Genomic DNA, 24,358 nt, shown 5'->3' on the forward strand with positions numbered 1-24,358 from the left:
TCCCACCGCAGTGGGACCGACGGGGAGGGCGGGCGACCATGTCCACGATGACCGGACGACAACGACGGGGCATCAGCACCGGCTGGCTGATCACGATGGCCGGGCTGAGCCTCGTCGTGACGGCCCTGGCGATACGGGTCTACCTGCCGCCCGACATGGCCACCAGCCGGGTCCCGCCGCGCAGCGACCTGCACTACGCGCTGCTGGTCTGCCACATCTTCACGGCCGCCGTGGCTGCGCTCCTCGGCCCCTTGCAGTTCTGGCCCCGCCTGCGGGCCCGCCGCCCGCGCCTGCACCGCTGGACGGGGCGCGCCTACTTCTTCGCGGGCGTCTTCCCCTCGATCCTCTTCGCGATCCCCGTCGTCTGGTTCACCCCGGTGGGCTTCTCGAACCAGGCCGCGCTCGGCACCCTGGACGTGCTCTGGGCCGTCACGGGCGTGTCCGCGTACCGGGCCGCGCTGCAGCGGCGCTACGCGGATCACCGGCTGTGGATGATCCGCAACTTCTCCATGACGTTCGTCGCGATCAGCTCACGGATCATCCAGCCGTTCATCGAGCACGCCGTCGCGGCCCAGGCGCAGGACCCGCTCTCCTACGGCGGCGACCCCCTGGCCGCCGCCCACGACATCGCCAGCGCAAGCGCCTGGCTCGGCCTCGTGATCAACCTGATCGCCACCGAGGCCTGGATCCAGTACCGCTACGGGCGTCGGCCGGAGCGCGGCAAGGCGGTCCGGGGAAGGGCGGTCAGCCCTTCACACACACGATCTGCTTGAGCTTCGCCACGACCTCGACGAGATCCCGCTGCTGGTCCATGACCTGCTCGATCGGCTTGTACGCGGCCGGGATCTCGTCGACCACTCCGCGGTCCTTGCGGCACTCGACGCCGCGCGTCTGATCCGCGAGGTCCCGCTCGGAGAATCGCTTCTTCGCCTGGTTGCGGCTCATCCGGCGGCCGGCGCCGTGCGAGGCGGAATTGAACGAGTCCTCGTTGCCCAGACCACGCACGATGTACGAGCCGGTGCCCATCGAGCCGGGGATGATGCCGTACTCGCCACCGCCGGCGCGGATCGCGCCCTTGCGGGTGACCAGCAGGTCCATGCCCTCGTACTGCTCCTCCGCCACGTAGTTGTGGTGGCAGGAGATCGTCTGCTCGAACATGGGCTTGGCCTTCTTGAACTCCTTGCGGACCACGTCCTTAAAGAGCGCCATCATGATCTCGCGGTTGTGCCGTGCGTACTCCTGGGCCCAGAACAGGTCGTGCCGGTAGGCGGCCATCTGCGGGGTGTCCGCAAGGAAGACGGCGAGGTCACGGTCGACCAGGCCCTGGTTGTGCGACAGCTTCCGCGCCTCGCCGATGTGATACTCGGCGAGCTCCTTGCCGATGTTGCGGGAGCCGGAGTGGAGCATGAGCCACACCGAACCGGACATATCAATGCAAAATTCAACAAAGTGGTTGCCTTGGCCAAGGGTTCCCATTTGCTTCAGCGCCCGACCCCGACGGAACTTGACCGCCTCCGCAACCCCGTCGAACCGCCCCCAGAAGTCGTCCCACCCCGCCGTCGGCAGCCCGTGCAGCCGGCGCGGGTCGACCGGGTCGTCGTGCATCGAGAAGCCGACCGGAATGGCCTCCTCGATCTTCGACCGCAGCCGGGAGAGATCACCGGGCAGGTCGTTGGCCGTCAGGGACGTCTTCACCGCGGACATCCCGCAGCCGATGTCGACGCCGACCGCCGCCGGGCACACCGCGCCCTGCATGGCGATCACCGAGCCGACCGTGGCGCCCTTGCCGAAGTGGACGTCCGGCATGACCGCGAGTCCCTTGATCCATGGCAGGGTGGAGACGTTGCGCAGTTGCTGCATGGCAACGTCCTCGACCGTGGCCGGATCGGTCCACATGCGGATCGGCACCCGGGCGCCGGGCACCTCGGTGTAGGACATGATTTTCCTCATAACCCCGTAAAAGCAAGATAACGCAAAAGCCGGACATATCTCATGATTCGCGACAGCGAACCGGCAGACGCGGCGGCGCTTGCGGTAGACATACTGTCCAGCCGCCGCCTCCGCGGCGGCAACACGTTTTCCGGCACGGGATGCGGCCCGCAGCCGGTGGAAGGAGCCACGGACAGTGCAGCGAAGGGCTCACGCACCGGCCGCCGCACTGGCCGCCACCCTCCTCGCCGCGGTGCTCACCGCCTGCAGCGGCGGGGCCGGCGCCGCCGGCGGCGACGACTCCAAGCCCGGCCACGCCGGCTCCACCGCACCGGCCGCGCAGCCGGGCAAGTACCACAGCCTCCCCGAGCCCTGCGGCTACGTGAACCGCGACACCCTGCGCCGCCTCCTGCCCGCCACGGGCGACGACGAGGACGGCCGCGACACCGCGAAGCTCTACAAGGGCCAGGCCGCGATCACCTACGACACCGACCGCCGCGTCGGCTGCCGCTGGAAGCTGGAGACCCCGCAGGGCACCCGGCACCTGGCCGTGGACTTCGAGCGCGTCGTGTCGTACCAGCCCGGCGTCAGCGACGAGCAGCGCGCGGAGCAGCTCTACGGCCGGCAGGCGGCCGCCGCGCACATCCCGGTCTCCTCGGCCTCCCCCTCGGCGTCCGGCTCGTCTTCCGCGGCCTCCGCCGGGGCGTCGCAGGGCGCGAGCTCGGGCCCGCACCCGCAGGGCGGCGCGGCGAGCGGTTCGCCGTCGCCGTCCGCCTCCCGTACGGGCGCGCCGTCCGCCTCCGGCTCCCCGGCCGGCGGTGCCTCGCTCGCGCCGCGCGTCCTCGACGACCTCGGCGACGACGCCTTCATCGACGACAAGCTGATCAACTCGGGCTCCGGCGTGCACCGGGACATCAACATCGTCTTCCGGGCGGCGAACGTGATCGTCACCATCGCCTACGACCAGTGGTCTGTCGACAAGCTGCACGTCCCCGCCAGCGAGGACCTCCAGGGCAAGGCCCAGTCCCTGGCCCGCGAGCTCGAAGCGGGGCACTTCGGCAATTGACCACTCGTAGCTTCCCGGCGTTCCCGGTGTTCTCGGCGATCGAGCCCGACCCGGCCCGCCGGGTAACGCCCCAATACGGCCACCGGCCCGCCTCGGCCGCGTACCGTGCCGAGCAGACAGGCCGACCGACAGGCCGACCAGACCGGGCGGGCCGCCCCAGGCGCCCCGCCCCTCGACACCGAACGAGCGAAGGACCCATGCACCGAACAGCCCCGCGACTCGCCCGACTCCTCGCCTGCGCCGCAGTACCGGTGATGCTCGTCGCCACCGGCTGCTCGGACGACGACGGCGGCGCCAAGAAGAAGTCGCCCTCCGCCTCCGCCCCGGCGTCGGCTCCGAGCGCCTCGCCCTCGGTCAAGGCGGCCACGTTCGCCAAGCTGCCGCCGGAGGTCTGCAAGACGATCGCCGAGAAGACGATCGACTCGCTGGTGCCGAAGGCGAAGAAGAAGGAGGGCGAGGCCCTCCCCACCAGCGACGCCAACGACTCGGCGAGCTGCTTCTGGAACGGCCTGAACGACGAGGATGTCAAGGACCTGCAGTTCCGTTCGCTGACGGTCTCGTACAAGCGGCTGGCCTCCGACCCGACGCTCGGCTCGGGCGAGAAGCGCGCCGAGAAGTTCGCCGAGCAGCAGGTGACGAAGGCGACCACGGCGGACGGCGCGAAGGACGCGAAGACCGACAAGGCCGAGGGCATCGGCGACGGCGCGAACGTGGTGGCCACGGACACCAAGAAGGACGACGACGACTACCGCAACGCGACGGTCGTGGCCCGTACGGGCAATGTCGTCGTCACCGTGAAGTACAGCGGTGCCGGTTTCCAGGGCGCGAAGAACCCGGCCGCGGACGACATCGCCAAGGGCGCGCAGGACGCGGCCAAGGAGGCGGTGGCGGCGGTCGCCGCGGCGAACAAGGGCTGACGCCGGCGCGTACCGGTCCGGTAGCTCCGGGCCGGCCCCGGCATGGTGCCCGTACGCAAAGACGCCGGGCCGGCCCGATTCTCATCGGGCCGGCCCGGCGTCTTCGTGCGGTCAGACGCTACGAGCCCAGCAGCTTGCGGACCCGGTCCGCCCCCACCGCGAGGAGCAGCGTGGGCAGGCGCGGGCCGGTGTCGCGGCTCACCAGCAGGTGGTAGAGCAGCGCGAAGAAGGACCGCTGGGCGACCTTCAGCTCCGGGGTCGGCTTGGCGTCGGGCGTGAGGCCGGCCTGGACCTTGGGCACGCCGTAGACGAGCGTGGTGAGGCCGTCGAGCGACCAGTGGTCGTCCAGGCCCTCCAGGAGCAGCCGCAGTGACTCGCGGCCCTGCTCGTCGAGCGAGCCGAGGAGCTCGGTGTCGGGCTCGGAGCGGACGATGGTGCGGGACTCGGCGGGGACCTGGGTGTTGATCCAGTGCTCGGCCCGGTCCAGCCGCGGGCGGACCTCGTCGAGGTCGGCGACGGGGTTGGCCGGGTCGAGGTCGCTGAGGATGCGGATCGTCTGCTCGTCGTGGCCGGCGGTGATGTCGACGACGGAGGCGAGCGTGCGGTACGGCAGCGGGCGCGGCGTGCGGGGCAGCTCGCCGGCGGCCGTGCGGGCGGCGCGGCTGTGGGCTGCGGCGTCGGCGGGCAGGGCGGTGCCGTCGGCGACCTTGGCCTCCAGCTTGTCCCACTCGTCGTAGAGCCGCTGGATCTCCTGGTCGAAGGCGATCTTGAAGGACTGGTTGGGCTTGCGGCGGGCGTACAGCCAGCGCAGCAGCGGCGCCTCCATGATCTTCAGGGCGTCGCCCGGGGTGGGCACGCCGCCCTTGGAGGAGGACATCTTGGCCATGCCGCTGATGCCGACGAAGGCGTACATCGGGCCGATCGGCTGCTCGCCGCCGAAGACCTTGCGGACGATCTGGCCGCCGACGACGAAGGAGGAGCCCGGGGAGGAGTGGTCCACGCCCGAGGGCTCGAAGATCACGCCTTCGTAGGCCCAGCGCATCGGCCAGTCGACCTTCCAGACCAGCTTGCCGCGGTTGAACTCGCTGAGCAGGACGGTCTCGGTGTGGCCGCACACGCAGGTGTAGGCGAGCTCGGTGGTCTCGTCGTCGTACGCGGTGACGGTCGTCAGGTCGCGCTCGCAGGCGCCGCAGTACGGCTTGTACGGGAAGTAGCCCGCGCCGGAGCCGCTGCCGTCGTCCTCGGCGGCGGCGCCGGAGCCCTCGGCGGCCTCCAGCTCGGCCTCGTCGACGGGCTTCTGCTGCTGCTTCTGGCCCTGCTTCTTGGGCTGGCCGGTCGCCTTGTCCTTCGTCCGGTACTGGTCGAGGATCGCGTCGATGTCGCCGCGGTGCTTCATCGCGTGCAGGATCTGCTCGCGGTAGACGCCCGAGGTGTACTGCTCGGTCTGGCTGATCGGGTCGTACTCGATGCCGAGCTCGGCGAGCGCGTCGACCATGGCGGCCTTGAAGTGCTCCGCCCAGTTCGGGTACGCCGAGCCGGCGGGGGCCGGGACGGAGGTCAGCGGCTTGCCGATGTGCTCGGCCCACGACTCGTCGATGCCGGGGACGCCGTTCGGCACCTTGCGGTAGCGGTCGTAGTCGTCCCAGGAGATCAGGTGCCGGACCTCGTGGCCGTGGCGGCGGATCTCGTCGGCGACGAGGTGCGGCGTCATGACCTCGCGGAGATTGCCGAGGTGGATCGGGCCGGAGGGCGACAGGCCCGAGGCGACGACGATCGGTTTGCCGGGGGCCCGGCGCTCCGCTTCGGCAATGACCTCGTCGGCGAAACGGGAGACCCAATCGGCCTCGGTGCTCTGAGCCTGAGCCACGGCACTTCCTTCCTTACGGTCCTGGCATGACCATTGTCCCAGACGGGAGGGGTGGCTCCGGGGTTGCCCGGCTCCGGTGAAATTACCGCGGGGACCGTGGTAGGCGCATGGGATAATCGGCGGGACTCGTTCTATGCCGTCTACCGGAATGGCACCCATCCCATGGCTTCGGTTCCCTCCCTCGCTTCTTCGCTCCACCAGCGCATCGCGGACGCCCTCTCGGCAGCCCTGCCGGAGGCCGGTGCCGCCGATCCGCTGCTGCGCCGAAGCGACCGGGCCGACTTCCAGGCCAACGGGATGCTGGCACTGGCCAAGAAGCTGGGGGGCAACCCGCGCGAGCTGGCGGGCAAGGTCGTCGAAGGCCTGCCGGCCGGTGATCTGATCAAGGACGTCGAGGTCTCGGGCCCCGGCTTCCTGAACATCACGATCACGGACGAGGCGATCACGAAGACCCTCGCCGCGCGCGCCGCGGACGAGCGGCTCGGCGCGCCGCTCGCGGAGCGGCCCGGCACGACCGTCATCGACTGGGCCCAGCCGAACGTGGCCAAGGAGATGCACGTCGGCCACCTGCGCAACTCGGTGATCGGCGATTCGGTCGTCCGGCTCCTGGAGTTCACGGGCGAGAAGGTGATCAGCCGCCATCACATCGGCGACTGGGGCACCCAGTTCGGCATGCTCATCCAGTACCTGATCGAGCACCCGCACGAGCTGGACCACAAGGCCGGCGGGGAGGTCTCCGGCGAGGAGGCCATGTCGAACCTCAACCGTCTGTACAAGGCGTCCCGCACGCTCTTCGACGCGGACGAGGAGTTCAAGGCGCGCGCCCGGCGCCGGGTGGTGAACCTGCAGGCGGGCGACGAGGAGACCCTCGCGCTCTGGCAGCGGTTCGTCGACGAGTCGAAGATCTACTTCTACTCGGTGTTCGACAAGCTGGACGTCGAGATCCGCGACGAGGACATCGTCGGCGAGTCCGGCTACAACGACATGCTGGCGGAGACGTGCCGGATGCTGGAGGAGTCCGGTGTCGCGGTGCGCTCCGAGGGTGCGCTGTGCGTGTTCTTCGACGACGTGAAGGGCCCGGACGGCAATCCGGTCCCGCTGATCGTGCAGAAGTCGGACGGCGGCTTCGGCTACGCGGCCACCGACCTCTCCGCGATCCGCGACCGCGTCTTCAACCTGAAGGCCGACACCCTGGTGTACGTGGTGGACGTCCGCCAGTCCCTGCACTTCAAGATGGTCTTCGAGACGGCCCGCCGGGCCGGCTGGCTGACGGACGACGTCAAGGCCGTGCAGCTCGGCTTCGGCACGGTCCTGGGCAAGGACGGCAAGCCGTTCAAGACGCGTGAGGGCGAGACGGTCCGGCTGGTGGACCTGCTGGACGAGGCCGTCGACCGCGCCGCGGCGATCGTCCGCGAGAAGGCGCAGGACCTTGACGAGGAGGAGATCGCGGAGCGTGCTGCCCAGGTGGGCATCGGCGCCGTGAAGTACGCGGACCTGTCGACGTCGGCGGCCCGCGACTACAAGTTCGACCTGGACCAGATGGTGTCCCTCAACGGCGACACGTCGGTCTACCTCCAGTACGCGTTCGCGCGCATCCAGTCGATCCTGCGCAAGGCGGGGGAGGCCGCTCCGGTCGCGCACCCGGAGCTGGCGCTGGCTCCGGCCGAGCGGGCGCTGGGTCTGCACCTGGACCAGTTCGCGGCGACGGTGGCGGAGGCCGCCGGGGAGTACGCGCCGCACAAGCTGGCCGGTTACCTCTACCAGCTGGCCTCGCTGTACACGACGTTCTACGACCAGTGCCCGGTGCTGAAGGCCGAGGAGGAGGCCCAGGTGGAGAACCGCCTCTTCCTGTGCGACCTGACGGCCCGCACGCTGCGGCAGGGCATGGGGCTGATGGGCATCCGGACGCCCGAGCGCCTGTAACACCTGGTGTGCGGGGGCGGGTCAGGCGGTTTCCCCGCCCGGCCCGCCCCTGTCTTCGTTCCCGCCCAGTTCGAACCAGACGAGCTTGCCGGTGAGCCCTTGGGGCTGCCGGCGCAGCGCGAATCCTCCCCAGCTGTCGGCGCAACGCATCACGAGCGCGAGCCCGCGCCCTTCCTCGGCGTCCTCGCGGGGCAGTGCGGTGGCCCGCAGGCCGGGCAGTGCGGGGTTGGTGTCCCATACGGTCACGCGCACCGCGCTGCCCTTGCCCTCGCGCCGGACGCGTACGGAGGCGGGCCCGTCGGAGTGCCGGTAGGAGTTGGTGACCAGCTCCGAGGTGAGCAGTTCGGCGGTCTCGGCCACGCGCGCGAAGCCGTGCTCCTCGAAGATCGTGCGGAGGGTGCGGCGGGCGATGCAGGGCGCGAGCGGGTCGGAGGGGACCTGGAGGGTGTATTCCCAGCTGTCGGGGAGCCCTGGGTCGGTGCTCATGGGCGCGTCTCCGCGGAGGGGGCGGTGTGCGCCACAAGCTAGGGCCGGTGCCCGGGGGCTTTCCACTGTTTCCGTGGAATTCCCCCCGGGCACCGGCCCTTTGACGGTCTCGGACGGTGCCGTCAGAGCCGGCGTGCGACCTCGGTCGCCCAGTAGGTGAGGATCATCTGGGCGCCGGCGCGCTTGATGCCGGTGAGGGTCTCCATGATCGCGCGGTCGCGGTCGATCCAGCCGTTGGCGGCGGCGGCCTCGACCATCGCGTACTCGCCGCTGATCTGGTACGCGGCGACCGGCACGTCGACGGCCTCCGCGACCTTGGCGAGGATGTCCAGGTACGGCAGGGCCGGCTTGACCATGACCATGTCCGCGCCCTCGGCGAGGTCGAGCGCGAGCTCGCGCAACGACTCGCGGGCGTTGGCCGCATCCTGCTGGTAGGTCTTGCGGTCGCCCTGCAACGAGGAGCCGACGGCCTCGCGGAAGGGGCCGTAGAACGCGGAGGCGTACTTGGCGGTGTAGGCCAGGATGGAGACGTCCTCGTGGCCGGTCTGGTCGAGGGCGTCGCGGATGACGCCGACCTGGCCGTCCATCATGCCGCTGGGGCCCACGACGTGGACGCCCGCGTCGGCCTGGACCTGCGCCATCTCGGCGTAGCGCTCAAGAGTGGCGTCGTTGTCGACCCGGCCGGAGGCGTCGAGGACGCCGCAGTGGCCGTGGTCGGTGAACTCGTCCAGGCACAGGTCGGACATGATGACGAGCTCGTCGCCGACCTCGGCCTTCACGTCGCGGATGGCGACCTGGAGGATGCCGTCCGGGTCGGTGCCGGCGGTGCCGGCGGCGTCCTTCTTGGCCTCCTCGGGCACGCCGAAGAGCATGATCCCGGAGACGCCGGCCTCCAGCGCCTCGACGGCCGCCTTCCGCAGGGTGTCGCGGGTGTGCTGGACGACCCCCGGCATGGCGGAGATCGGCACCGGGGTGCTGATGCCCTCCCGCACGAAGGCGGGGAGGATCAGGTCGGCCGGCTGCAGCCGGGTCTCGGCGACCATGCGGCGCATGGCCGGGGTGGTGCGCAGTCGCCGGGGCCGGGACCCCGGGAACGTGCCGTACGTGGTGCTCAACTCCGTGCCCTTCTACGCGATCCGGGACGTCGCTCGCTCGGGCGGGTCACCGGGTCGCCGGCCTCCAGGGCGGCGTCGCGGCGGGCCGCGCCGAACTCCGCGAGCGCCTCGGCGAGCTTGAGCACCGAGGGCTCGGGCGACAGCACGTCCACCCGCAGGCCGTGCTCCTCCGCGGTCTTCGCGGTGGCCGGGCCGATGCAGGCGATGACGGTGACATTGTGGGGCTTGCCGGCGATGCCGACGAGGTTGCGGACCGTGCTCGACGAGGTGAAGAGCACGGCGTCGAAGCCGCCGCCCTTGATCGCCTCGCGGGTCTCGGCCGGCGGCGGCGAGGCCCGTACGGTGCGGTACGCGGTGACGTCGTCGACCTCCCAGCCCAGGTCGATCAGGCCGGCGACCAGGGTCTCGGTGGCGATGTCGGCGCGCGGCAGGAAGACGCGGTCGATCGGGTCGAAGACCGGGTCGTAGGGCGGCCAGTCCTCCAGCAGGCCGGCGGCGGACTGCTCGCCGGACGGCACGAGGTCGGGCTTCACGCCGAACTCGATCAGCGACTTGGCGGTCTGCTCGCCGACGGCCGCGACCTTGATGCCGGCGAAGGCGCGCGCGTCGAGCCCGTACTCCTCGAACTTCTCGCGCACCGCCTTGACGGCGTTCACGGACGTGAAGGCGATCCACTCGTAGCGGCCGGTGACCAGGCCCTTGACCGCGCGCTCCATCTGCTGCGGGGTGCGCGGCGGCTCGACGGCGATGGTCGGGACCTCGCTCGGCACGGCGCCGTAGGACCGGAGCTGGTCGGAGAGCGAGGCGGACTGCTCCTTGGTGCGCGGCACGAGGACGTTCCAGCCGAAGAGCGGCTTGGACTCGAACCAGGAGAGCCGGTCGCGCTGCTCGGCAGCGCTGCGCTCGCCGACCACGGCTATGACGGGCTGGGCGCCGTCGGCGGAGGGCAGCACCTTGGCGGCCTTGAGCACCTGGGCGACGCTGCCGAGGGTGGCGGTCCAGGTGCGCTGGCGGGTGGTGGTGCCGGCGACCGTGACGGTCATCGGGGTGTCGGGGCCGCGGCCGGCGGAGACCAGTTCGCCGGCGGCGGAGACGACGGAGTCGAGGGTCGTGGAGACGACCGCGGTGACCGCGCTCGCGCCGACCTCGGACCAGCAGGTGGCCGAGGCGGTGCGGGCGTCGATGAAGCGCACGTCGGCGCCCTTGCCGTCGCGCAGCGGCACACCGGCGTAGGCGGGCACGCCGACGGCCGTGGCGACGCCGGGGACCACCTCGAAGGTGATGCCCTCGGCGGCGCAGGCGAGCATCTCGTCGGCGGCGTCGCCGTCGAGGCCGGGGTCGCCGAGGACGGCACGGACGACCCGCTTGCCGCTGCGCGCGGCCGTCATGACAAGATTGGCGGTGTCCCTAAGGACAGGGATGTCCGCGGTTTTTGATGCCTCGTCAGTAACCGTCTGGGCAGGCATGTCCACATGGGCGCGCGTATGCGCACGCACCACGTCGAGCACCTGCGGATCGGCGATCAGGACGTCCGCGGCCGCGAGCGCCTCCACGGCGCGGAGCGTCAGCAGTCCCGGGTCTCCGGGGCCGGCACCCAGAAAGGTGACGTGCCCGTGCACGGGGTGGTTCGGGGCGGTGGGGTTCAAAGTGCTCGCTCCCCCATAAGACCGGCCGCACCCTTGTCGAGCATCGCAGCGGCGAGCTCGCGGCCCATGGCCACGGCTTCTTCGCAGGACGACGGCACGGGGCCGGTGGTGGACAGCTGCACCAGCGTCTTGCCGTCGGTCGTGCCGACGACGCCCCGCAGGCGCATTTCGGTGACAACCTGCTCATCAACATTGGGGTATCCCCTGCTCGAGCGAAGTCGAGAGCTTGGGGAAAGGTCGGCCAACGCACCCACAGGTGCGGAGCAGCCGGCCTCCAGGGCGGCGAGCAGGGAACGCTCGGCGGTCACGGCGGCCCGGGTGTACGGGTCGTCGAGCTCGGCGAGCGTCGCGGCGAGGGGTGCGTTGGTCATGGCGCACTCGATCGCCAGGGCCCCCTGGCCGGGGGCGGGCAAAACTGCGTCGGTCTCCAGGAACTGCGTGACCTCATCGCTGCGGCCGATCCGCGCGAGGCCCGCGGCGGCGAGCACCACGGCATCGAGCTCGCCGTCGGTGACGTAGCCGATCCGGGTGTCGATGTTGCCGCGGATGGGCACGGTCTCGATCTCCAGGCCGAGGTCGCGGGCCCAGGCGTTGAGCTGGGCCATGCGGCGCGGGGAGCCGGTGCCGATCCTGGCAACCTTCCCGGAAGACAGCGCTGCGAGCTCCTGGAAGGTCAGGCCGTCGCGGGCGATCAGCACGTCGCGCGGGTCCTCGCGCGGCGGGATCGCCGCGAGGGCCAGGTCGTCGGGCTGCGTGGTCGGCAGGTCCTTGAGGGAGTGCACGGCGAAGTCGATCTCACCCGCGAGCAGCGCGTCGCGCAGCGCGGAGACGAAGACGCCGGTGCCGCCGATCTGCGCGAGGGACTCGCGCGAGACGTCGCCGTAGGTGGTGATCTCCACCAGTTCGACCGGGCGGCCGGTCAGCTGCCGCACGGCCTCCGCCACCTGCCCGGACTGGGCCATGGCGAGCTTGCTGCGGCGCGTGCCGAGGCGCAGCGGCCACGAAGAGTTGTCGTTCATGCCGGCTCCCGTGCCGTCTTGTGCGTACCGGCCTGCGAGTCGGCCCGGCTGACGGCGGCGACCGCCTGCGGGTCGAGGTCGAAGAGCTCTCGCAGCGCGTCGGCGTAGCCGGCGCCGCCGGGGGTGGAGGCCAGCTCCTTGACGCGCACGGTCGGCGCGTGGAGGAGCTTGTCGACGACGCGGCGCACGGTCTGGGTGATCTCCGCGCGCTGCTTGTCGTCCAGGTCGGGCAGGCGGCCGTCGAGCCGGGCGATCTCGCTCGCGACGACGTCCGCGGCCATGGTGCGCAGGGCGACCACGGTGGGGGTGATGTGGGCGGCGCGCTGGGCGGCGCCGAAGGCGGCGACCTCGTCGGAGACGATGGTGCGCACCTGGTCGACGTCGGCGGCCATGGGCGCGTCGGCGGAGGCCTCGGCGAGCGACTCGATGTCGACGAGCCGGGCGCCGTCCAGGCGGTGCACGGCGGCGTCGATGTCGCGCGGCATGGCGAGGTCGAGGAGGGCGAGGCGGACGTCCGTCCGGGCGGCGTCGCCGCAGGCGGAGTCGAGCGGACAGCCGCTGTCCGTACGGTCCTGGTCCACGCTGCCCGCGGCCGCGGGGCCGGCCGGCGCGTCCGTACGGGACGCCAGCGCAGCGCGTATGGCCTCGGCCGTCAGGACGACGCCCATGGCGCCGGTGCAGCTGACCACGACGTCCGCGAGCGCGAGCTCTGCCGGCACGGCGGCCATCTCCACGGCCGAGGCCGTGAAGCCGGCGGCGGAGCGGCCGCCCGGCTCCTGGAGGATCTCCACGAGGCGCTCCGCGCGGGCGAGCGTGCGGTTGGCGACGGCCACGTGGGCCACGCCCGCGCGCGCGAGCGTCGCCGCGGCGAGGGAGGACATCGAGCCGGCGCCGATGACGAGGGCCCGCTTGCCGCCGGCCCAGTCGCCGAGCGGCGCGCCGTCGGCGAGGCGCTCCAGGCCGAAGGTGACCAGGGACTGGCCCGCGCGATCGATGCCGGTCTCGCTGTGGGCGCGCTTGCCGACCCGCAGGGCCTGCTGGAACAGGTCGTTCAGCAGCCGGCCGGCGGTGTGCAGCTCCTGGCCGAGGGCGAGGGCGTCCTTGATCTGGCCGAGGATCTGGCCCTCGCCGACGACCATCGAGTCCAGCCCGCACGCCACCGAGAAGAGGTGGTGGACGGCCCGGTCCTCGTAGTGCACGTAGAGGTACGGAGTGAGCTCGTCCAGTCCGACGCCCGTGTGCTGGGCGAGGAGCGTGGACAGCTCGGCCACACCGGCGTGGAACTTGTCCACGTCGGCGTAGAGCTCGATGCGGTTGCACGTGGCGAGCACTGCCGCTTCGGTGGCGGGCTCGGCCGCGAGGGTGTCCTGCAGCAGCTTCGCCTGCGCCTCGCGCGCGAGGGCGGCGCGCTCCAGCACGCTCACCGGCGCGCTGCGGTGGCTCAGTCCGACGACGAGGAGGCTCATGCCGGCATCACGGCGGGGACGTCCCCGTCCGGTCCCTTTCCGGCCGCCCGGCCGCCCGCGGGCGTGCGCACGGCCGCGCCGGAGCGGGGCTGCGCCGCGGCGGCGGGCTCCTGCGCGGAGGTGGTCTCCTCGCCGGCCTTGCGCTGCTCGTGGAAGGCGAGGATCTGCAGCTCGATCGACAGGTCGACCTTGCGGACGTCCACGCCCTCGGGCACGGAGAGCACGGTCGGCGCGAAGTTGAGGATCGAGGTGACACCGGCGGCCACGAGGCGGTCGCAGACCTGCTGGGCCGCGCCGGCCGGGGTGGCGATGACGCCGATGGAGACGCCGTTGTCGGTGATGATCGATTCGAGCTCGTCGGTGTGGCGCACGGGCAGCCCGGCGACCGGCTTGCCGGCCATCGCGGGGTCCGCGTCGATCAGGGCCGCGACGCGGAAGCCGCGGGAGGCGAAGCCGCCGTAGTTGGCGAGGGCCGCGCCGAGGTTGCCGATGCCGACGATGACGACCGGCCAGTCCTGGGTCAGGCCGAGCTCGCGGGAGATCTGGTAGACGAGGTACTCGACGTCGTAGCCGACCCCGCGGGTGCCGTACGAGCCGAGGTAGCTGAAGTCCTTGCGGAGCTTGGCGGAATTGACGCCCGCCGCGGTCGCGAGCTCCTCGGAGGAGACCGTGGGCACCGAGCGCTCGGAGAGCGCGGTCAGCGCGCGCAGGTACAGCGGAAGCCGGGCGACGGTGGCCTCGGGAATCCCTCGGCTTCGGGTCGCCGGTCGGTGAGTTCGGCCAGTTGCCACGGTGCTCCTGCGGGTAGAGCGGGGCTGCGGGCGGCGCCTCGTCCCAGGACCGCCCCGTCGAACGCAGGCTATGCCTTTGTGAACGCGTGCACAAAGATGGTGTCCGTTTTGCCCGGTCAAAGTGACCGGTGTCACGCGGCCTTTCGGCCCTGAGCGGGAACCATTCGGCCCCTTCCGGGGACGGCCGGCCGGACTGCCACAGCAGCCACTCCCGTCACGCGCGACCCAGGGGAGCGTCGACGCGGACACGGCGCTCACTCCTGACTCACTACTACTTCCCGGGGGTAACCCCCGGCCCGGGGCCCCCGGGCCAGAAAAAACCCCGGACGCCAACAAATCGCCACATGATGGTAGTCGACTCAGGCACCCATCCCGCACGTTTGAGCGAGCCGGGAGCACGTCATTGCATACAGGCGCGCACAGAAGCACACAGAGGCACACGGGGTGCGGGCACAATGGCGGACATGACCCCCCTGCTGCGCCGCCGCCCCCGCAAGAACCCCGCCGACAGCACGGTCACTCTGATCGGCAAGCCCGGCTGCCACCTGTGCGACGCCGCCGAGACCGTCATCGCCGACGTCTGCGGCGAACTGGGTGCCCGCTGGGAGAAGAAGGACATCACCCAGGACGAGGAGCTCCACCGCAAGTACTGGGAGCAGATCCCCGTGATCCTCGTCGACGGCGCCCAGCACGACTTCTGGCGCGTGGACCCCGACCGGCTGCGCAAGGCCCTGACGGGCTGACCGGCACCCGCCCCTCGGAGCGACCCCTCCCCCGGCCCCGCCGCACGCCGCCCCGCCGGGCGTAACCGGAGCGTCAGGGGAAGTTCACGCCCCGGAATCATCCCGACTCCGGTTACCCCGAACATACTGGCTATGCTCGGGCCATGGCCGCACTGGGATGGATCACTCCGCGCAGGCGCTCTGCCACGGCACGCAGCGTGCTGGCAGGCGAGGCCGCGGCGGAGGCAGCCCGCAAAACCGCTCAGGAGAGCGCCGCCGAGAGCGCCCTGGAAGGCGCGCAGGAGCCGGCTGAGCCGATTCAGCCGGACTTCCCGGTCGTCGGCGATGTGCAGGCCGCCGCCTTCTTCGACCTCGACAACACCGTCATGCAGGGCGCCTCCCTCTTCCACTTCGGGCGCGGCCTGTACAAGCGGCGCTTCTTCCAGAAGCGCGAGCTCGCCCGCTTCGCCTGGCAGCAGGTGTGGTTCCGGCTGGCCGGCGAGGACGCCGAGCACATGCAGGACGCCCGCGACAGCGCCCTGTCCATCGTCAAGGGCCACCGCGTCTCCGAGCTGATGACCATCGGCGAGGAGATCTACGACGAGTACATGGCCGAGCGGATCTGGCCCGGCACCCGCGCCCTCGCCCAGGCCCACCTCGACGCGGGCCAGAAGGTCTGGCTCGTCACCGCCGCGCCCGTCGAGGCCGCGACGATCATCGCCCGGCGCCTCGGCCTGACCGGCGCGCTCGGCACCGTCGCCGAGTCGATCGGCGGCGTCTACACCGGCAAGCTCGTCGGCGAGCCCCTGCACGGCCCGGCGAAGGCCGAGGCCGTCCGCGCCCTGGCCGCGGCCGAGGGCCTGGAGCTGGACCGCTGCGCCGCGTACAGCGACTCCGCCAACGACATCCCGATGCTGTCCCTCGTGGGACACCCCTACGCCGTCAACCCCGACGGCCGGCTGCGCAAGCACGCCCGCGAGCACGGCTGGCGCCTGCGCGACTACCGTACGGGCCGCAAGGCGGCCAAGGTCGGCATCCCGGCGGCGGCCGGCGTGGGCGCCCTGGCGGGCGGCGCGGCCGCGGCGATCGCCCTGCACCGGCGCAGGCGCTGAGGCGCTCCCGCACCCCTCCCGCACCCGCTCCTCCGCCCCGGCTGCCGCGTCCCAGCGACACCGGGGCGGCGCTTTAGCGACTCCGGGGCGGCTCTGTCACGGCGGCACGCCGTCCACTTCGCGCCACCACTCGCGCGGTCACCACAAGGGTTCGGCAACAGCGCGTAGCCGACCGTCACTCTCAGGCAATCCTGTCTTCATACCCTCACATCCTTCTCCCCAGTCCTTCCGCGCCCGGATTGCCACAACACGCCGCCCATTCGGCCACACCATGACCAAATCTGTTCAACCTCCTTTCATAGTTCGATATTTGATCGATCTCGAACCGGTAAGAGATCGAACGGAAACGATGATTTGAGCAACTCGGTGTAGTGCTGCCTGTACGAAGCGTTATTCTCCTCAGACGCAAACCGGTACCCCCTTGTCCCTACGACGAGTGAACGGTTCCGTACTGCACGTGATGGAAGCTCTGCCTCTGGGAGTCCCGTGTACCCACACGTCGGGGTTGACGCCTCGGGCCTGGCTACGCTTCGCGCTACGGTCCTCGACCGCCTGCGCGGCTTCGTCCCCACCGCGTATGCCGTCCCCGCCCTCGCCACGCTCGCCCCTGCCGCAGGAGGCGGCCGCGCCGGTCACGCCGGCCCCTGCTACGCCCTCGCCGAAAGCAGCGCGGCGGTGGGCAGACGGGCCGCCCGCCGCGGCGGTGCGGCCACCGCGCCGTCCGCCGCGTCCTCCGGCTCCGCCACGTCAACGCGCCGCCCCAGTGCGGACAGCGACAGCGCCCGCATGCTCGACCTGGTCGAGCGCGCCCAGGCCGGGGAGGCCGAGGCCTTCGGCCGCCTCTACGACCAGTACGCCGATACGGTCTACCGCTATATCTACTACCGGGTCGGCGGCCGGGCCACCGCGGAGGACCTCACCAGCGAGACGTTCCTGCGCGCCCTGCGCCGCATCGGCACCTTCACCTGGCAGGGGCGCGACTTCGGCGCCTGGCTCGTGACGATCGCCCGCAATCTGGTCGCCGACCACTTCAAGTCGTCAAGGTTCCGGCTCGAGGTGACCACCGGCGAGATGCTCGACGCCAATGAGGTCGAGCGCAGCCCGGAGGACTCCGTCCTCGAGTCCCTGTCCAACGCCGCGCTGCTGGAGGCGGTGCGCAAGCTCAATCCCCAGCAGCAGGAGTGCGTCACCCTGCGCTTCCTGCAGGGGCTCTCCGTCGCCGAGACCGCCCGCGTCATGGGCAAGAACGAGGGCGCCATCAAGACCCTCCAGTACCGGGCGGTCCGCACCCTGGCCCGCCTCCTGCCCGACGACGCGCGTTAACCATTTGCAAGCGTTCACTCACCAGCGGTCACATCGTCCGGGACGCGTAACCCGCCCGATGCGCCCGTCGTTGTGCGGGATGCAGACTCCCTGCGGTCACGCCATGCCCGCAGCCACTCACTCGATCGAGTGGATGCTCATCACGGCGTGCAACCCTCCAGGTGTTCAGAGGAGTCGACCGTCATGACGAGAGGAGGTGCCGCCTGTGATCGCGAACGTATCGGCGCACCGGCGGGCGAACGCCTTCGCCCAGTCCCTGGAGCATCAGGAAGTCCAGGGCACGGCGGCCACAGAGCCCGATCCGCCGGCCGAAGGCGGCGAGCAGGGCAGGCTGCTGGCCCTGACGGGCCGGCTCGGAGAACTACCCCGGCCCGGTCTCGACCCCGAGACCAGGGTCGTGCAGCGGGCGCAGCTCATCGCTGCCATGGAGACCCAGTTCGCCGGGGGTGACTCCGCGGCGATCCCCGAGCAGAAGACCCGCCGCTCGGGCCGCGGCGCCCACCGTGCCCTGGGTCGGCTCCGGCCGCGCTCCCGCTGGTCCAAGGGGCTCGCGGCGGGCGGCCTGACCGTGGGCGTGGCGGCGGGCGCGTTCGGCGGCGTGGCAGCGGCCAGCTCCAATGCCCTGCCCGGCGATTCGCTCTACCCGCTCAAGCGCGGCATGGAGGATCTCCGTCTCGGCATGGCCGACGACGACTCCGACCGCGGCAGCCTGCTGCTCGACCGGGCCTCGACCCGCCTGCAGGAGGCCCGCCGCCTGATGGAGCGCGGCAAGCTGGGCGGCCACCTGGACCACGAGGTCCTCGGCGAGATCCGCAGGACCCTCTCCGGCATGCGCCAGGACGCCTCCGAGGGCCACCGCCTGCTCCACACCGCCTACAAGCACGACCGCTCGATCGGGCCCATCCAGCGGCTCTCCAGCTTCGCGTCCTCGCACCGCGAGAGCTGGGACCAGCTCCGCGGGAAGCTCCCGGTCCAACTGGCCGATGTGGGCGCCGAAGTGAGCTCGGTCCTCTCGGCCATAGACGATGAGGTCGGCTCGCTGCGGTCCCTGCTGCCCCCCGCGCACCACGGCAAGCACGGCTCCCCCGCCCAGTCCGAGACGGACCGGGCCGGCACGTCCGGGCACACCGCGCGCCACTCCCCGCAGCCGTCCGCCTCGGCCAGCGGCGGCGGCAAGCACGCGGGCGGCAGCAAGCAGCAGCCGGCGTCCCCGGGCGCCCATGAGGAGCACGAGGGCCTCCTCGGCGGCACGGGGCTGCTCAAGCCCCCGTCGCCCCCCGGCAGCGCCACCCCGGGAGGCACGCCCCGCAGCAAGGACAGCAAGCCGGCCAAGCAGCCGAGCATCGACATCCCGCCGGTGCTGCCGCAGATCATCCCCGGGCTGGGGATCCAAGGCGGCGAGGACCCGAAGTAGGACCGAGGCGGTCGGTGTTTCTTCTGAGACTTCCGGTGATTCCGGGATCATCCGGTGATTCCGGGATCAGAAGAAACACCGGCCGCCGCTGCACGAGCTGCTTGGCCCTATGCCTGCGCCGGACTCCATCCGTCGGCCGGGGGCCGGTCAGAAGAAGGCGGCCGGGGGCCGGTCAGAGGAAAGTCGGCCGTGGGCCGGTCAGAAGAACACGGATCGCCTCTGCACGAGCTGCTTGTAGAGCGTGTGCTGAATCGTTTCTCGTACCTGGTCGGTCAGGTTGAACATCAGCATCGGGTCGTCCGCCGCCTCCGCCGGATACCCGTCCGTCGGGATCGGCTCTCCGAACTGGATCGTCCACTTCGTCGGCAGCGGCACCAGCCCCAGCGGCCCCAGCCAGGGCCACGACGGCGTCAGCGGAAAGTACGGGATCCCCAGCAGCCGGGCCATCGTCCGAGAGTTGCCGAGCATCGGATAGATCTCCTCGGCCCCCACGATCGAGCACGGCACGATCGGCGCCCCGGCACGCAGTGCCGTCGACACAAAGCCGCCCCGGCCGAACCGCTGCAGCTTGTACCGCTCCGAGAACGGCTTCCCGATCCCCTTGAACCCCTCCGGCATCACGCCGACCACCTCGCCCCGCTCCAGCAGCTGCTGGGCGTCCTCCGCGCAGGCGAGCGTGTGCCCGAGCTTCCGGGAGATCTCGTTGACGCCCGGCAGCATGAAGACCAGGTCCGCGGCGAGCATCCGGATGTGCCGGGCCGCCGGGTGGTGGTCGTGGACCGCGACCTGCAGCATCAGCCCGTCCACCGGCAGCGTGCCGGAGTGGTTGGCGACGACCAGGGCCGCGCCCTTGTCCGGGATGTTCTCGATGCCCTTCACCTCGACCCGGAAGTACTTCTCGTAGAAGGGCCGCAGCGCGGACATCAGGACCTGGTCCGTGAGCTCCTCGTCGTAACCGAACTCGTCGACCTCGTACTCGCCGGTGATCCGCCGCCGCAGGAAGCTCAGCCCGTGCGCCAGCTTCCGGTCCCAGCCGCCGGACCGCGCCGCCTCCGCCGCCTGCCCGTCCGTGCCCGCCACCGCGGCCGCGTGCTCCTCGGACGCGCCCTGGGCGTCCTCGGCCCGGTCCAGGTACCGCTGCGGCGGCACGGGCGCGAGGGAGGACGACATCCGGCTCGTACGGGCCCGCCCCGGCCGCTTGCCCTTGCCGCGCTTGGACCGCGGCTCCTCGCCGCCGAACGGGATGACCTTCGCGTCCGCCATGGTGGGTGCGCTCCTCACTTCTGGCCGCGGCCGGCAGGCAGTGCCGCGGCGATCCGGTCGACGGTACGGGCCAAGGTCTCGGGCGGCAGCAGCCCGGGGCCCCGGCTGCGCGCGTAGTCCTCGAAGGCGCCCGCCGTGGTGTAGCGCGGGTCGAAGCCGAGGGTCTCGCGCATCTGGGTGGTCCGGACGACCCGCCCATGGGTGAGGAGCCGGATCTGCTCGGGCGAGAAGTCCGTCACGCCGACCGAACGCAGTGCGGAGCCGACCCAGGTGACGGTCGGCAGGAAGAAGGGGAGGGTGGGGCGCCCGAGGCGGCGCGCCGCCTGGGAGAGCAGCAGCACCCCGTCGCCCGCGACGTTGAACGTGCCGCTGTTGAGCGTGCCCCTGCGCGGCTCGCCGGAGGCGATCCGCAGCACCTCGATGACGTCGTCCTCGTGGACGAACTGCAGCCGCGGGTCGAAGCCGAGGACCGTGGGCAGCACGGGCAGCGCGAAGTACTCCGCGAGCGGCGAGTCGGCGCACGGCCCGAGGATGTTCGCGAAGCGCAGCACGCACACCGCCACGTCGGGCCGGCGGCGGGCGAAGCCGCGCACGTAGCCCTCGACCTCGACCACGTCCTTGGCGAAGCCACCGCTGGGCAGCGACTTGGGCGGCGTGGTCTCGGTGAAGATCGCCGGATCGCGTGGCGCGGACCCGTAGACATTCGTGCTGGACTTGACCACCAGCCGCTTCACCGACGGCGTCTTCTGGCAGGCACCGAGCAGCTGCATCGTGCCGATGACGTTGGTCTCCTTGACCGTGGCCCGGCTGCCGCGCTTGCCCAGCGGGGTGCCGTTCACATCCATGTGGACCACCGTGTCCACACCGTGTTCGGCCAGAACCCGCGCGATCCTGGGATGGCGGATGTCCGCCCGTATGAAATCGGCCCCGCCGAGATGGTGCCCGGGTGGCACCGCGTCCACCCCGATCACCCGGTCCACATCGGGCTCGCGCTGGACACGGCGGACGAACCGGCCTCCCAGCTGCCGTGCGACTCCGGTGACGAGCACGACCTTGCCCAAGATCAGCGCCTTCCTCTGCCCACGATTGCCCACGATCAGCCCAGGACCCGACCCATGAGTGGTGCTGCCGCGGCCACCGTAGCGGGTCGTTGTTGCGCTGTGATGACCAGCCGATGCGCGGAGCTACATTTCAAGCCGTAGCCGAAGCTTTACTCACCGCAACGCGTCCACGCGCGCCCACAATGCACCGCAGCCCTCCCACCATGATCGGTGGAAGGGCTGCGGGACGAACACAGCGGCGTGCCGCTTACTTCTTGTTGCGACGCTGAACGCGCGTGCGCTTGAGCAGCTTGCGGTGCTTCTTCTTGGCCATCCGCTTACGCCGCTTCTTGATAACAGAGCCCACGACTACCCTCGCTTACATCGATTCACTCGGTGCGGGGCGTCCGAGCCCACACGACCTACATCGGGCCAGCCTACCCGGCACCGGGCGATCAGCGTAATCCAGGGCCCCCGTCAGGCTGTTTCCACCCCCACGTAGGACTCTCGGAGGTACTCGTGCACCGCTTGCTCCGGGACCCGGAACGACCTGCCCACCCTGATCGCCGGCAGATGACCGCTGTGCACCAGCCGGTACACGGTCATCTTGGACACTCGCATCACCGCGGCGACTTCCGCCACGGTCAGGAACACGACCTCGTTGAGAGGCCTCTGGTCAGCAGCCATGACACACCTGAACCTTCCGCACATGACGCGCACCGGCTTCCCCTCCGGTGACTCCTCGTCGCTGCGCGCTCACTCCCCAGGTTAGGGGCGGGTGATGCGAGTGGGGAAGAGGAGCAGCCATCGGCCGCCTACTGTGACAGACACGCTCGATTGAGTACATAGCGAGTAAGCGGTCGGTAGTAATCAGACCGCACAGTGTCATCAAGCGGAACGGCGACGGACACCCGTCCCTCCGCCTGTCCGACGAACGGCGCGGGGTCGTCCGCGTCGGCCGGGCCGATGGCCTCAACACCCAGCTGACCTGCCCCGCAGAGCCAACCGTGGTCTCCGATGACCATCGCCGGCAGCGGTCCGTCACCGTCCATCGCCGCCCCCAGGGCCACCCGAAGCGGGAGCGGAGAATGCGTATGTACGCCCGGCTCACTTGCGCACCCACGCGCGCCGGGTTCACGCACCAGCGCGACGCCTCGAACGTAGTCCAGGTTGTAGGTACGTACCCCGAACCGGGTCGTTATGTCGACACTTCGACCCTGCGCCGGGCTGAGGACAGGACATCCCGCCGCCGAAAGGGCGGCGGCCAAGGAGGCGTAGAAGTCCAGGAGCCGGTGCGGATGACCGGTCCCGATGAGCACCGGAGCACCGGCTTCGGCCACTGCTGACAGCCGGTCAGCAAAGGCATCCAGTGCCACGATCGTACGGTCGGGGTCGATGACATCCTGCCCCGAGGTGTGGGCGGGATCGGCCGAAACCCCGCACTTGCGGGCCATCAGCTGCAACAAGTCCCCCAGCCGCCAGCACCGTTCGGGCTCCAGACCGAGCAGCGCCCGGGGATCCCCGGCCACGAACATCCGATACCGGCTCAGACTCCGTTCCCGGGTGGTGGATACGACGCCGGCGAGACCGGAGCGGAGGAGGTGGGTGCGGAGGGAAGCGGGGGTCGGGGTGCCCGTGGGATCGGTGGAGGTGGTGGGGACCGCGGAGGTGGTGGGGACCGCGGAGGTGGTGGGGACCGCGGAGGTGGTGGGGACGGTGGAGGTGGTGGGGACGGTGGAGGTGGTGGGGACGGTGGAGGTGGTGGGGACGGTGGAACACGAAGCACTCGGCCGGGTCGGCAGCACGCTTCCGATGCTGACGGAAGTCGGCGTGGGGCGGGGCGGGTTCGCTCAGGGATCCCACAGTCGGCCTAATGACGTCTCGAGGAGTACGAGGGAGCTGCCGGCGCTACGCGGGAACTGCGGGACCGGAGCCGGGGGGCTGCCCGGACACGGCTCGCGCAGGTCACGGCAGGAGGCCGTGGGCCGGGAAGACCGCCCGCCGGGTGGCGAGGATCGCCTGGTCCAGCCGGTCCGCCGGGTCGTAACCGGAATCCACGAAGTCCTTCCACTCGGGCCGGACTCCGTCCGTCATCCGGTGCGGCCCCAACTGCCGGGTGCGCCGGTACACTTCGGCCCGCCATTCCTCCGGCACAGCCGTCTCAGAGGCCACGGGCGCCCCAGCAGCGATCGCCACCAGGTGGGCCCAGGAGCGCGGCACGACGTCCACGACGGCGTACCCGCCGCCGCCCAGGGCGACCCAGCGCCCGTCCGCGTGCTCGTGTGCCAGGGAGTGACAGGAGTCGGCGATCAGGCGCTGGGCGTCGAGCGAGACGGCGAGGTGGGCCAGCGGGTCCTCGAAGTGGGTGTCCGCACCGTGCTGGGTCACGAGCACCTGCGGCCGGAAGGCCGCCACCAGCTCGGGCACCACAGCGTGGAAGGCCCGCAGCCAGCCCGCATCGCCCGTGCCCGCCGGCAGGGCCACATTGACGGCGCTGCCCTCCGCGGACGGGGCCCCGGTCTCATCGGGCCAGCCGGTCTGCGGGAAGAGGGTGCTGGGGTGCTCGTGCAGGGAGATCGTGAGGACGCGCGGGTCCTCCCAGAACGCCGCCTGGACGCCGTCGCCGTGGTGCACGTCCACGTCCACGTACACGACCCGCTCGGCGCCGAGCTCCAGGAGCCGGGCGACAGCGAGGGCGGCGTCGTTGTAGACGCAGAACCCGGAGGCCGCGCCGGACATCGCGTGGTGCAGCCCGCCGGCGAAGTTCACCGCGTGCTGGACCTCACCGCTCCATACGGCTTCGGCGGCGGCCACCGACTGTCCGGCGATGAGGGCCGATGCCTCGTGCATTGCGGGGAAGGCCGGGACGTCGGCCGTCCCGATCCCGTACGAGCCGTCGGCGGAGGCCGGGTCGGCAGAAGCGGCACGGACGGCGGCGATGTAGTCCTCGCGGTGCACCAGCCGCAGCGTGGATTCGCCGGCGGGCCGGGCGGCGGTGACGCGGAGCGCCCGGTCCAAGCCGAGGGCCTCGACCAGACGCATGGTCAGGGCGAGCCGTACGGGATCCATGGGGTGACCGGGCCCGAAGTCGTAGCCCGTTACCGCCTCGTCCCACATCAACTGCGCACGGCCGCTCATGGGGGCCACGCTATAGGAGTGAGTAAACGCGAAAAAGCCCTGGCGGGAACTCAAGGTTCCCACCAGGGCTTTCTCTAAAAATTGTTCGGCGGCGTCCTACTCTCCCACACGGTCCCCCATG

The 24,358-nt window shown here is 71.1% G+C and carries 21 protein-coding genes and 1 pseudogene; 8 read left to right on the top strand and 14 right to left on the bottom strand.

All coding sequences use genetic code 11. The features are described from left to right. Positions 1 to 38: 38 nt before the first annotated feature. Positions 39 to 773, top strand: coding sequence for a DUF2306 domain-containing protein (locus tag IF61_RS0123675; RefSeq protein WP_052392950.1), 735 nt, complete (start codon positions 39 to 41; stop codon positions 771 to 773). Here the strand turns inward: IF61_RS0123675 and IF61_RS0123680 are convergent. After that, positions 745 to 1,938 carry an RtcB family protein gene (locus IF61_RS0123680; RefSeq protein WP_030368529.1) on the bottom strand — a complete coding sequence of 398 codons (1,194 nt, stop codon included), beginning with the start codon at positions 1,936 to 1,938 and terminating at the stop codon, positions 745 to 747. The two genes, IF61_RS0123675 and IF61_RS0123680, sit on opposite strands and share 29 nt — an antisense overlap. A gap of 187 nt (positions 1,939 to 2,125) precedes the next feature. Here IF61_RS0123680 and IF61_RS0123685 point away from each other — a divergent pair, with 187 nt between their 5' ends. Together IF61_RS0123685 and IF61_RS0123690 are read left to right on the top strand one after the other, a co-directional pair. Beyond that, positions 2,126 to 2,995: a hypothetical protein gene (locus IF61_RS0123685; RefSeq protein WP_030368530.1), complete on the top strand. Its 870-nt coding sequence runs from the start codon at positions 2,126 to 2,128 to the stop codon at positions 2,993 to 2,995. A gap of 197 nt (positions 2,996 to 3,192) precedes the next feature. Next, entirely contained in the window at positions 3,193 to 3,912 is a 720-nt protein-coding gene (locus IF61_RS0123690) for a hypothetical protein (RefSeq protein ID WP_030368531.1), read from the top strand. Between the two features lie 118 nt (positions 3,913 to 4,030). On the opposite strand, the gene lysS is transcribed toward IF61_RS0123690, so the two are convergent. Further along, positions 4,031 to 5,779 carry a lysine--tRNA ligase gene (gene lysS / locus IF61_RS0123695; protein ID WP_030368532.1) on the bottom strand — a complete coding sequence of 583 codons (1,749 nt, stop codon included), beginning with the start codon at positions 5,777 to 5,779 and terminating at the stop codon, positions 4,031 to 4,033. A 162-nt stretch (positions 5,780 to 5,941) separates the two neighbouring features. On the opposite strand from lysS, the gene argS reads away from it, so the two are divergent. Next, positions 5,942 to 7,702 carry an arginine--tRNA ligase gene (gene argS, locus IF61_RS0123700; protein ID WP_030368533.1) on the top strand — a complete coding sequence of 587 codons (1,761 nt, stop codon included), beginning with the start codon at positions 5,942 to 5,944 and terminating at the stop codon, positions 7,700 to 7,702. 21 nt (positions 7,703 to 7,723) lie between these two features. Here argS and IF61_RS0123705 read toward each other — a convergent pair whose 3' ends face one another. From IF61_RS0123705 to IF61_RS0123730, 6 genes are all read right to left on the bottom strand, one after another. Beyond that, on the bottom strand, positions 7,724 to 8,188 hold the full coding sequence (locus tag IF61_RS0123705; protein ID WP_030368534.1) for an ATP-binding protein: 465 nt from the start codon (positions 8,186 to 8,188) through the stop codon (positions 7,724 to 7,726). Between the two features lie 122 nt (positions 8,189 to 8,310). Further along, positions 8,311 to 9,303, bottom strand: a complete 993-nt coding sequence (gene hemB / locus IF61_RS0123710) for a porphobilinogen synthase (protein ID WP_030368535.1) — start codon at positions 9,301 to 9,303, stop codon at positions 8,311 to 8,313. Continuing rightward, positions 9,300 to 10,949, bottom strand: a complete 1,650-nt coding sequence (locus IF61_RS0123715) for a bifunctional uroporphyrinogen-III C-methyltransferase/uroporphyrinogen-III synthase (protein WP_030368536.1) — start codon at positions 10,947 to 10,949, stop codon at positions 9,300 to 9,302. Before IF61_RS0123715 ends, hemB begins: the two co-directional genes overlap by 4 nt. Next, a complete protein-coding gene (hemC, locus tag IF61_RS0123720) occupies positions 10,946 to 11,968 on the bottom strand; it encodes a hydroxymethylbilane synthase (protein WP_030368537.1) in 1,023 nt (340 codons plus the stop codon). The genes IF61_RS0123715 and hemC overlap by 4 nt, the downstream gene beginning before the upstream one ends. Continuing rightward, the gene (locus IF61_RS0123725) at positions 11,965 to 13,434 is read right to left on the bottom strand and encodes a glutamyl-tRNA reductase (protein WP_030368538.1); all 1,470 of its coding nucleotides are present in this window, start codon (positions 13,432 to 13,434) and stop codon (positions 11,965 to 11,967) included. Before IF61_RS0123725 ends, hemC begins: the two co-directional genes overlap by 4 nt. After that, the gene (locus IF61_RS0123730; RefSeq protein ID WP_030368539.1) at positions 13,431 to 14,225 is read right to left on the bottom strand and encodes a redox-sensing transcriptional repressor Rex; all 795 of its coding nucleotides are present in this window, start codon (positions 14,223 to 14,225) and stop codon (positions 13,431 to 13,433) included. Before IF61_RS0123730 ends, IF61_RS0123725 begins: the two co-directional genes overlap by 4 nt. 464 nt (positions 14,226 to 14,689) lie before the next feature. On the opposite strand from IF61_RS0123730, the gene IF61_RS0123735 reads away from it, so the two are divergent. The 4 genes from IF61_RS0123735 (at position 14,690) to IF61_RS0123750 (ending at position 18,796) form a co-directional block, all read left to right on the top strand. Beyond that, a complete protein-coding gene (locus tag IF61_RS0123735) occupies positions 14,690 to 14,968 on the top strand; it encodes a glutaredoxin family protein (protein WP_078660433.1) in 279 nt (92 codons plus the stop codon). Positions 14,969 to 15,111: 143 nt separating this feature from the next. Beyond that, positions 15,112 to 16,059, top strand: coding sequence for an HAD family hydrolase (locus IF61_RS0123740; RefSeq protein WP_030368541.1), 948 nt, complete (start codon positions 15,112 to 15,114; stop codon positions 16,057 to 16,059). A 486-nt stretch (positions 16,060 to 16,545) separates the two neighbouring features. Continuing rightward, positions 16,546 to 17,382, top strand: coding sequence for an ECF subfamily RNA polymerase sigma factor, BldN family (locus IF61_RS0123745; protein ID WP_030368542.1), 837 nt, complete (start codon positions 16,546 to 16,548; stop codon positions 17,380 to 17,382). 205 nt (positions 17,383 to 17,587) lie between these two features. Beyond that, positions 17,588 to 18,796, top strand: coding sequence for a DUF5667 domain-containing protein (locus IF61_RS0123750; RefSeq protein ID WP_030368543.1), 1,209 nt, complete (start codon positions 17,588 to 17,590; stop codon positions 18,794 to 18,796). A gap of 198 nt (positions 18,797 to 18,994) precedes the next feature. Here IF61_RS0123750 and IF61_RS0123755 read toward each other — a convergent pair whose 3' ends face one another. The 6 genes and pseudogenes from IF61_RS0123755 to IF61_RS0123780 form a co-directional block, all read right to left on the bottom strand. Further along, positions 18,995 to 20,059: a lysophospholipid acyltransferase family protein gene (locus IF61_RS0123755; protein WP_030368544.1), complete on the bottom strand. Its 1,065-nt coding sequence runs from the start codon at positions 20,057 to 20,059 to the stop codon at positions 18,995 to 18,997. A 14-nt stretch (positions 20,060 to 20,073) separates the two neighbouring features. Then, positions 20,074 to 21,120 (bottom strand): NAD-dependent epimerase/dehydratase family protein, encoded by a 1,047-nt coding sequence (locus IF61_RS0123760; protein WP_030368545.1) that lies wholly within the window; start codon positions 21,118 to 21,120, stop codon positions 20,074 to 20,076. A gap of 247 nt (positions 21,121 to 21,367) precedes the next feature. Continuing rightward, on the bottom strand, positions 21,368 to 21,466 hold the full coding sequence (locus tag IF61_RS34475) for a 30S ribosomal protein bS22 (RefSeq protein ID WP_003948845.1): 99 nt from the start codon (positions 21,464 to 21,466) through the stop codon (positions 21,368 to 21,370). A 110-nt stretch (positions 21,467 to 21,576) separates the two neighbouring features. Beyond that, positions 21,577 to 21,786 (bottom strand): helix-turn-helix domain-containing protein, encoded by a 210-nt coding sequence (locus IF61_RS0123770; RefSeq protein WP_123975194.1) that lies wholly within the window; start codon positions 21,784 to 21,786, stop codon positions 21,577 to 21,579. 128 nt (positions 21,787 to 21,914) lie between these two features. Beyond that, a pseudogene (locus IF61_RS0123775) lies at positions 21,915 to 22,724 on the bottom strand (phosphatase); the annotation flags it as partial. 340 nt (positions 22,725 to 23,064) lie between these two features. Beyond that, positions 23,065 to 24,237: an acetoin utilization protein AcuC gene (locus tag IF61_RS0123780; protein WP_030368548.1), complete on the bottom strand. Its 1,173-nt coding sequence runs from the start codon at positions 24,235 to 24,237 to the stop codon at positions 23,065 to 23,067. Between the last annotated feature and the right edge of the window lie 121 nt (positions 24,238 to 24,358).

This window comes from Streptomyces roseoverticillatus (assembly GCF_000719265.1).
GTDB classification, from domain to species: domain Bacteria; phylum Actinomycetota; class Actinomycetes; order Streptomycetales; family Streptomycetaceae; genus Streptomyces; species Streptomyces roseoverticillatus.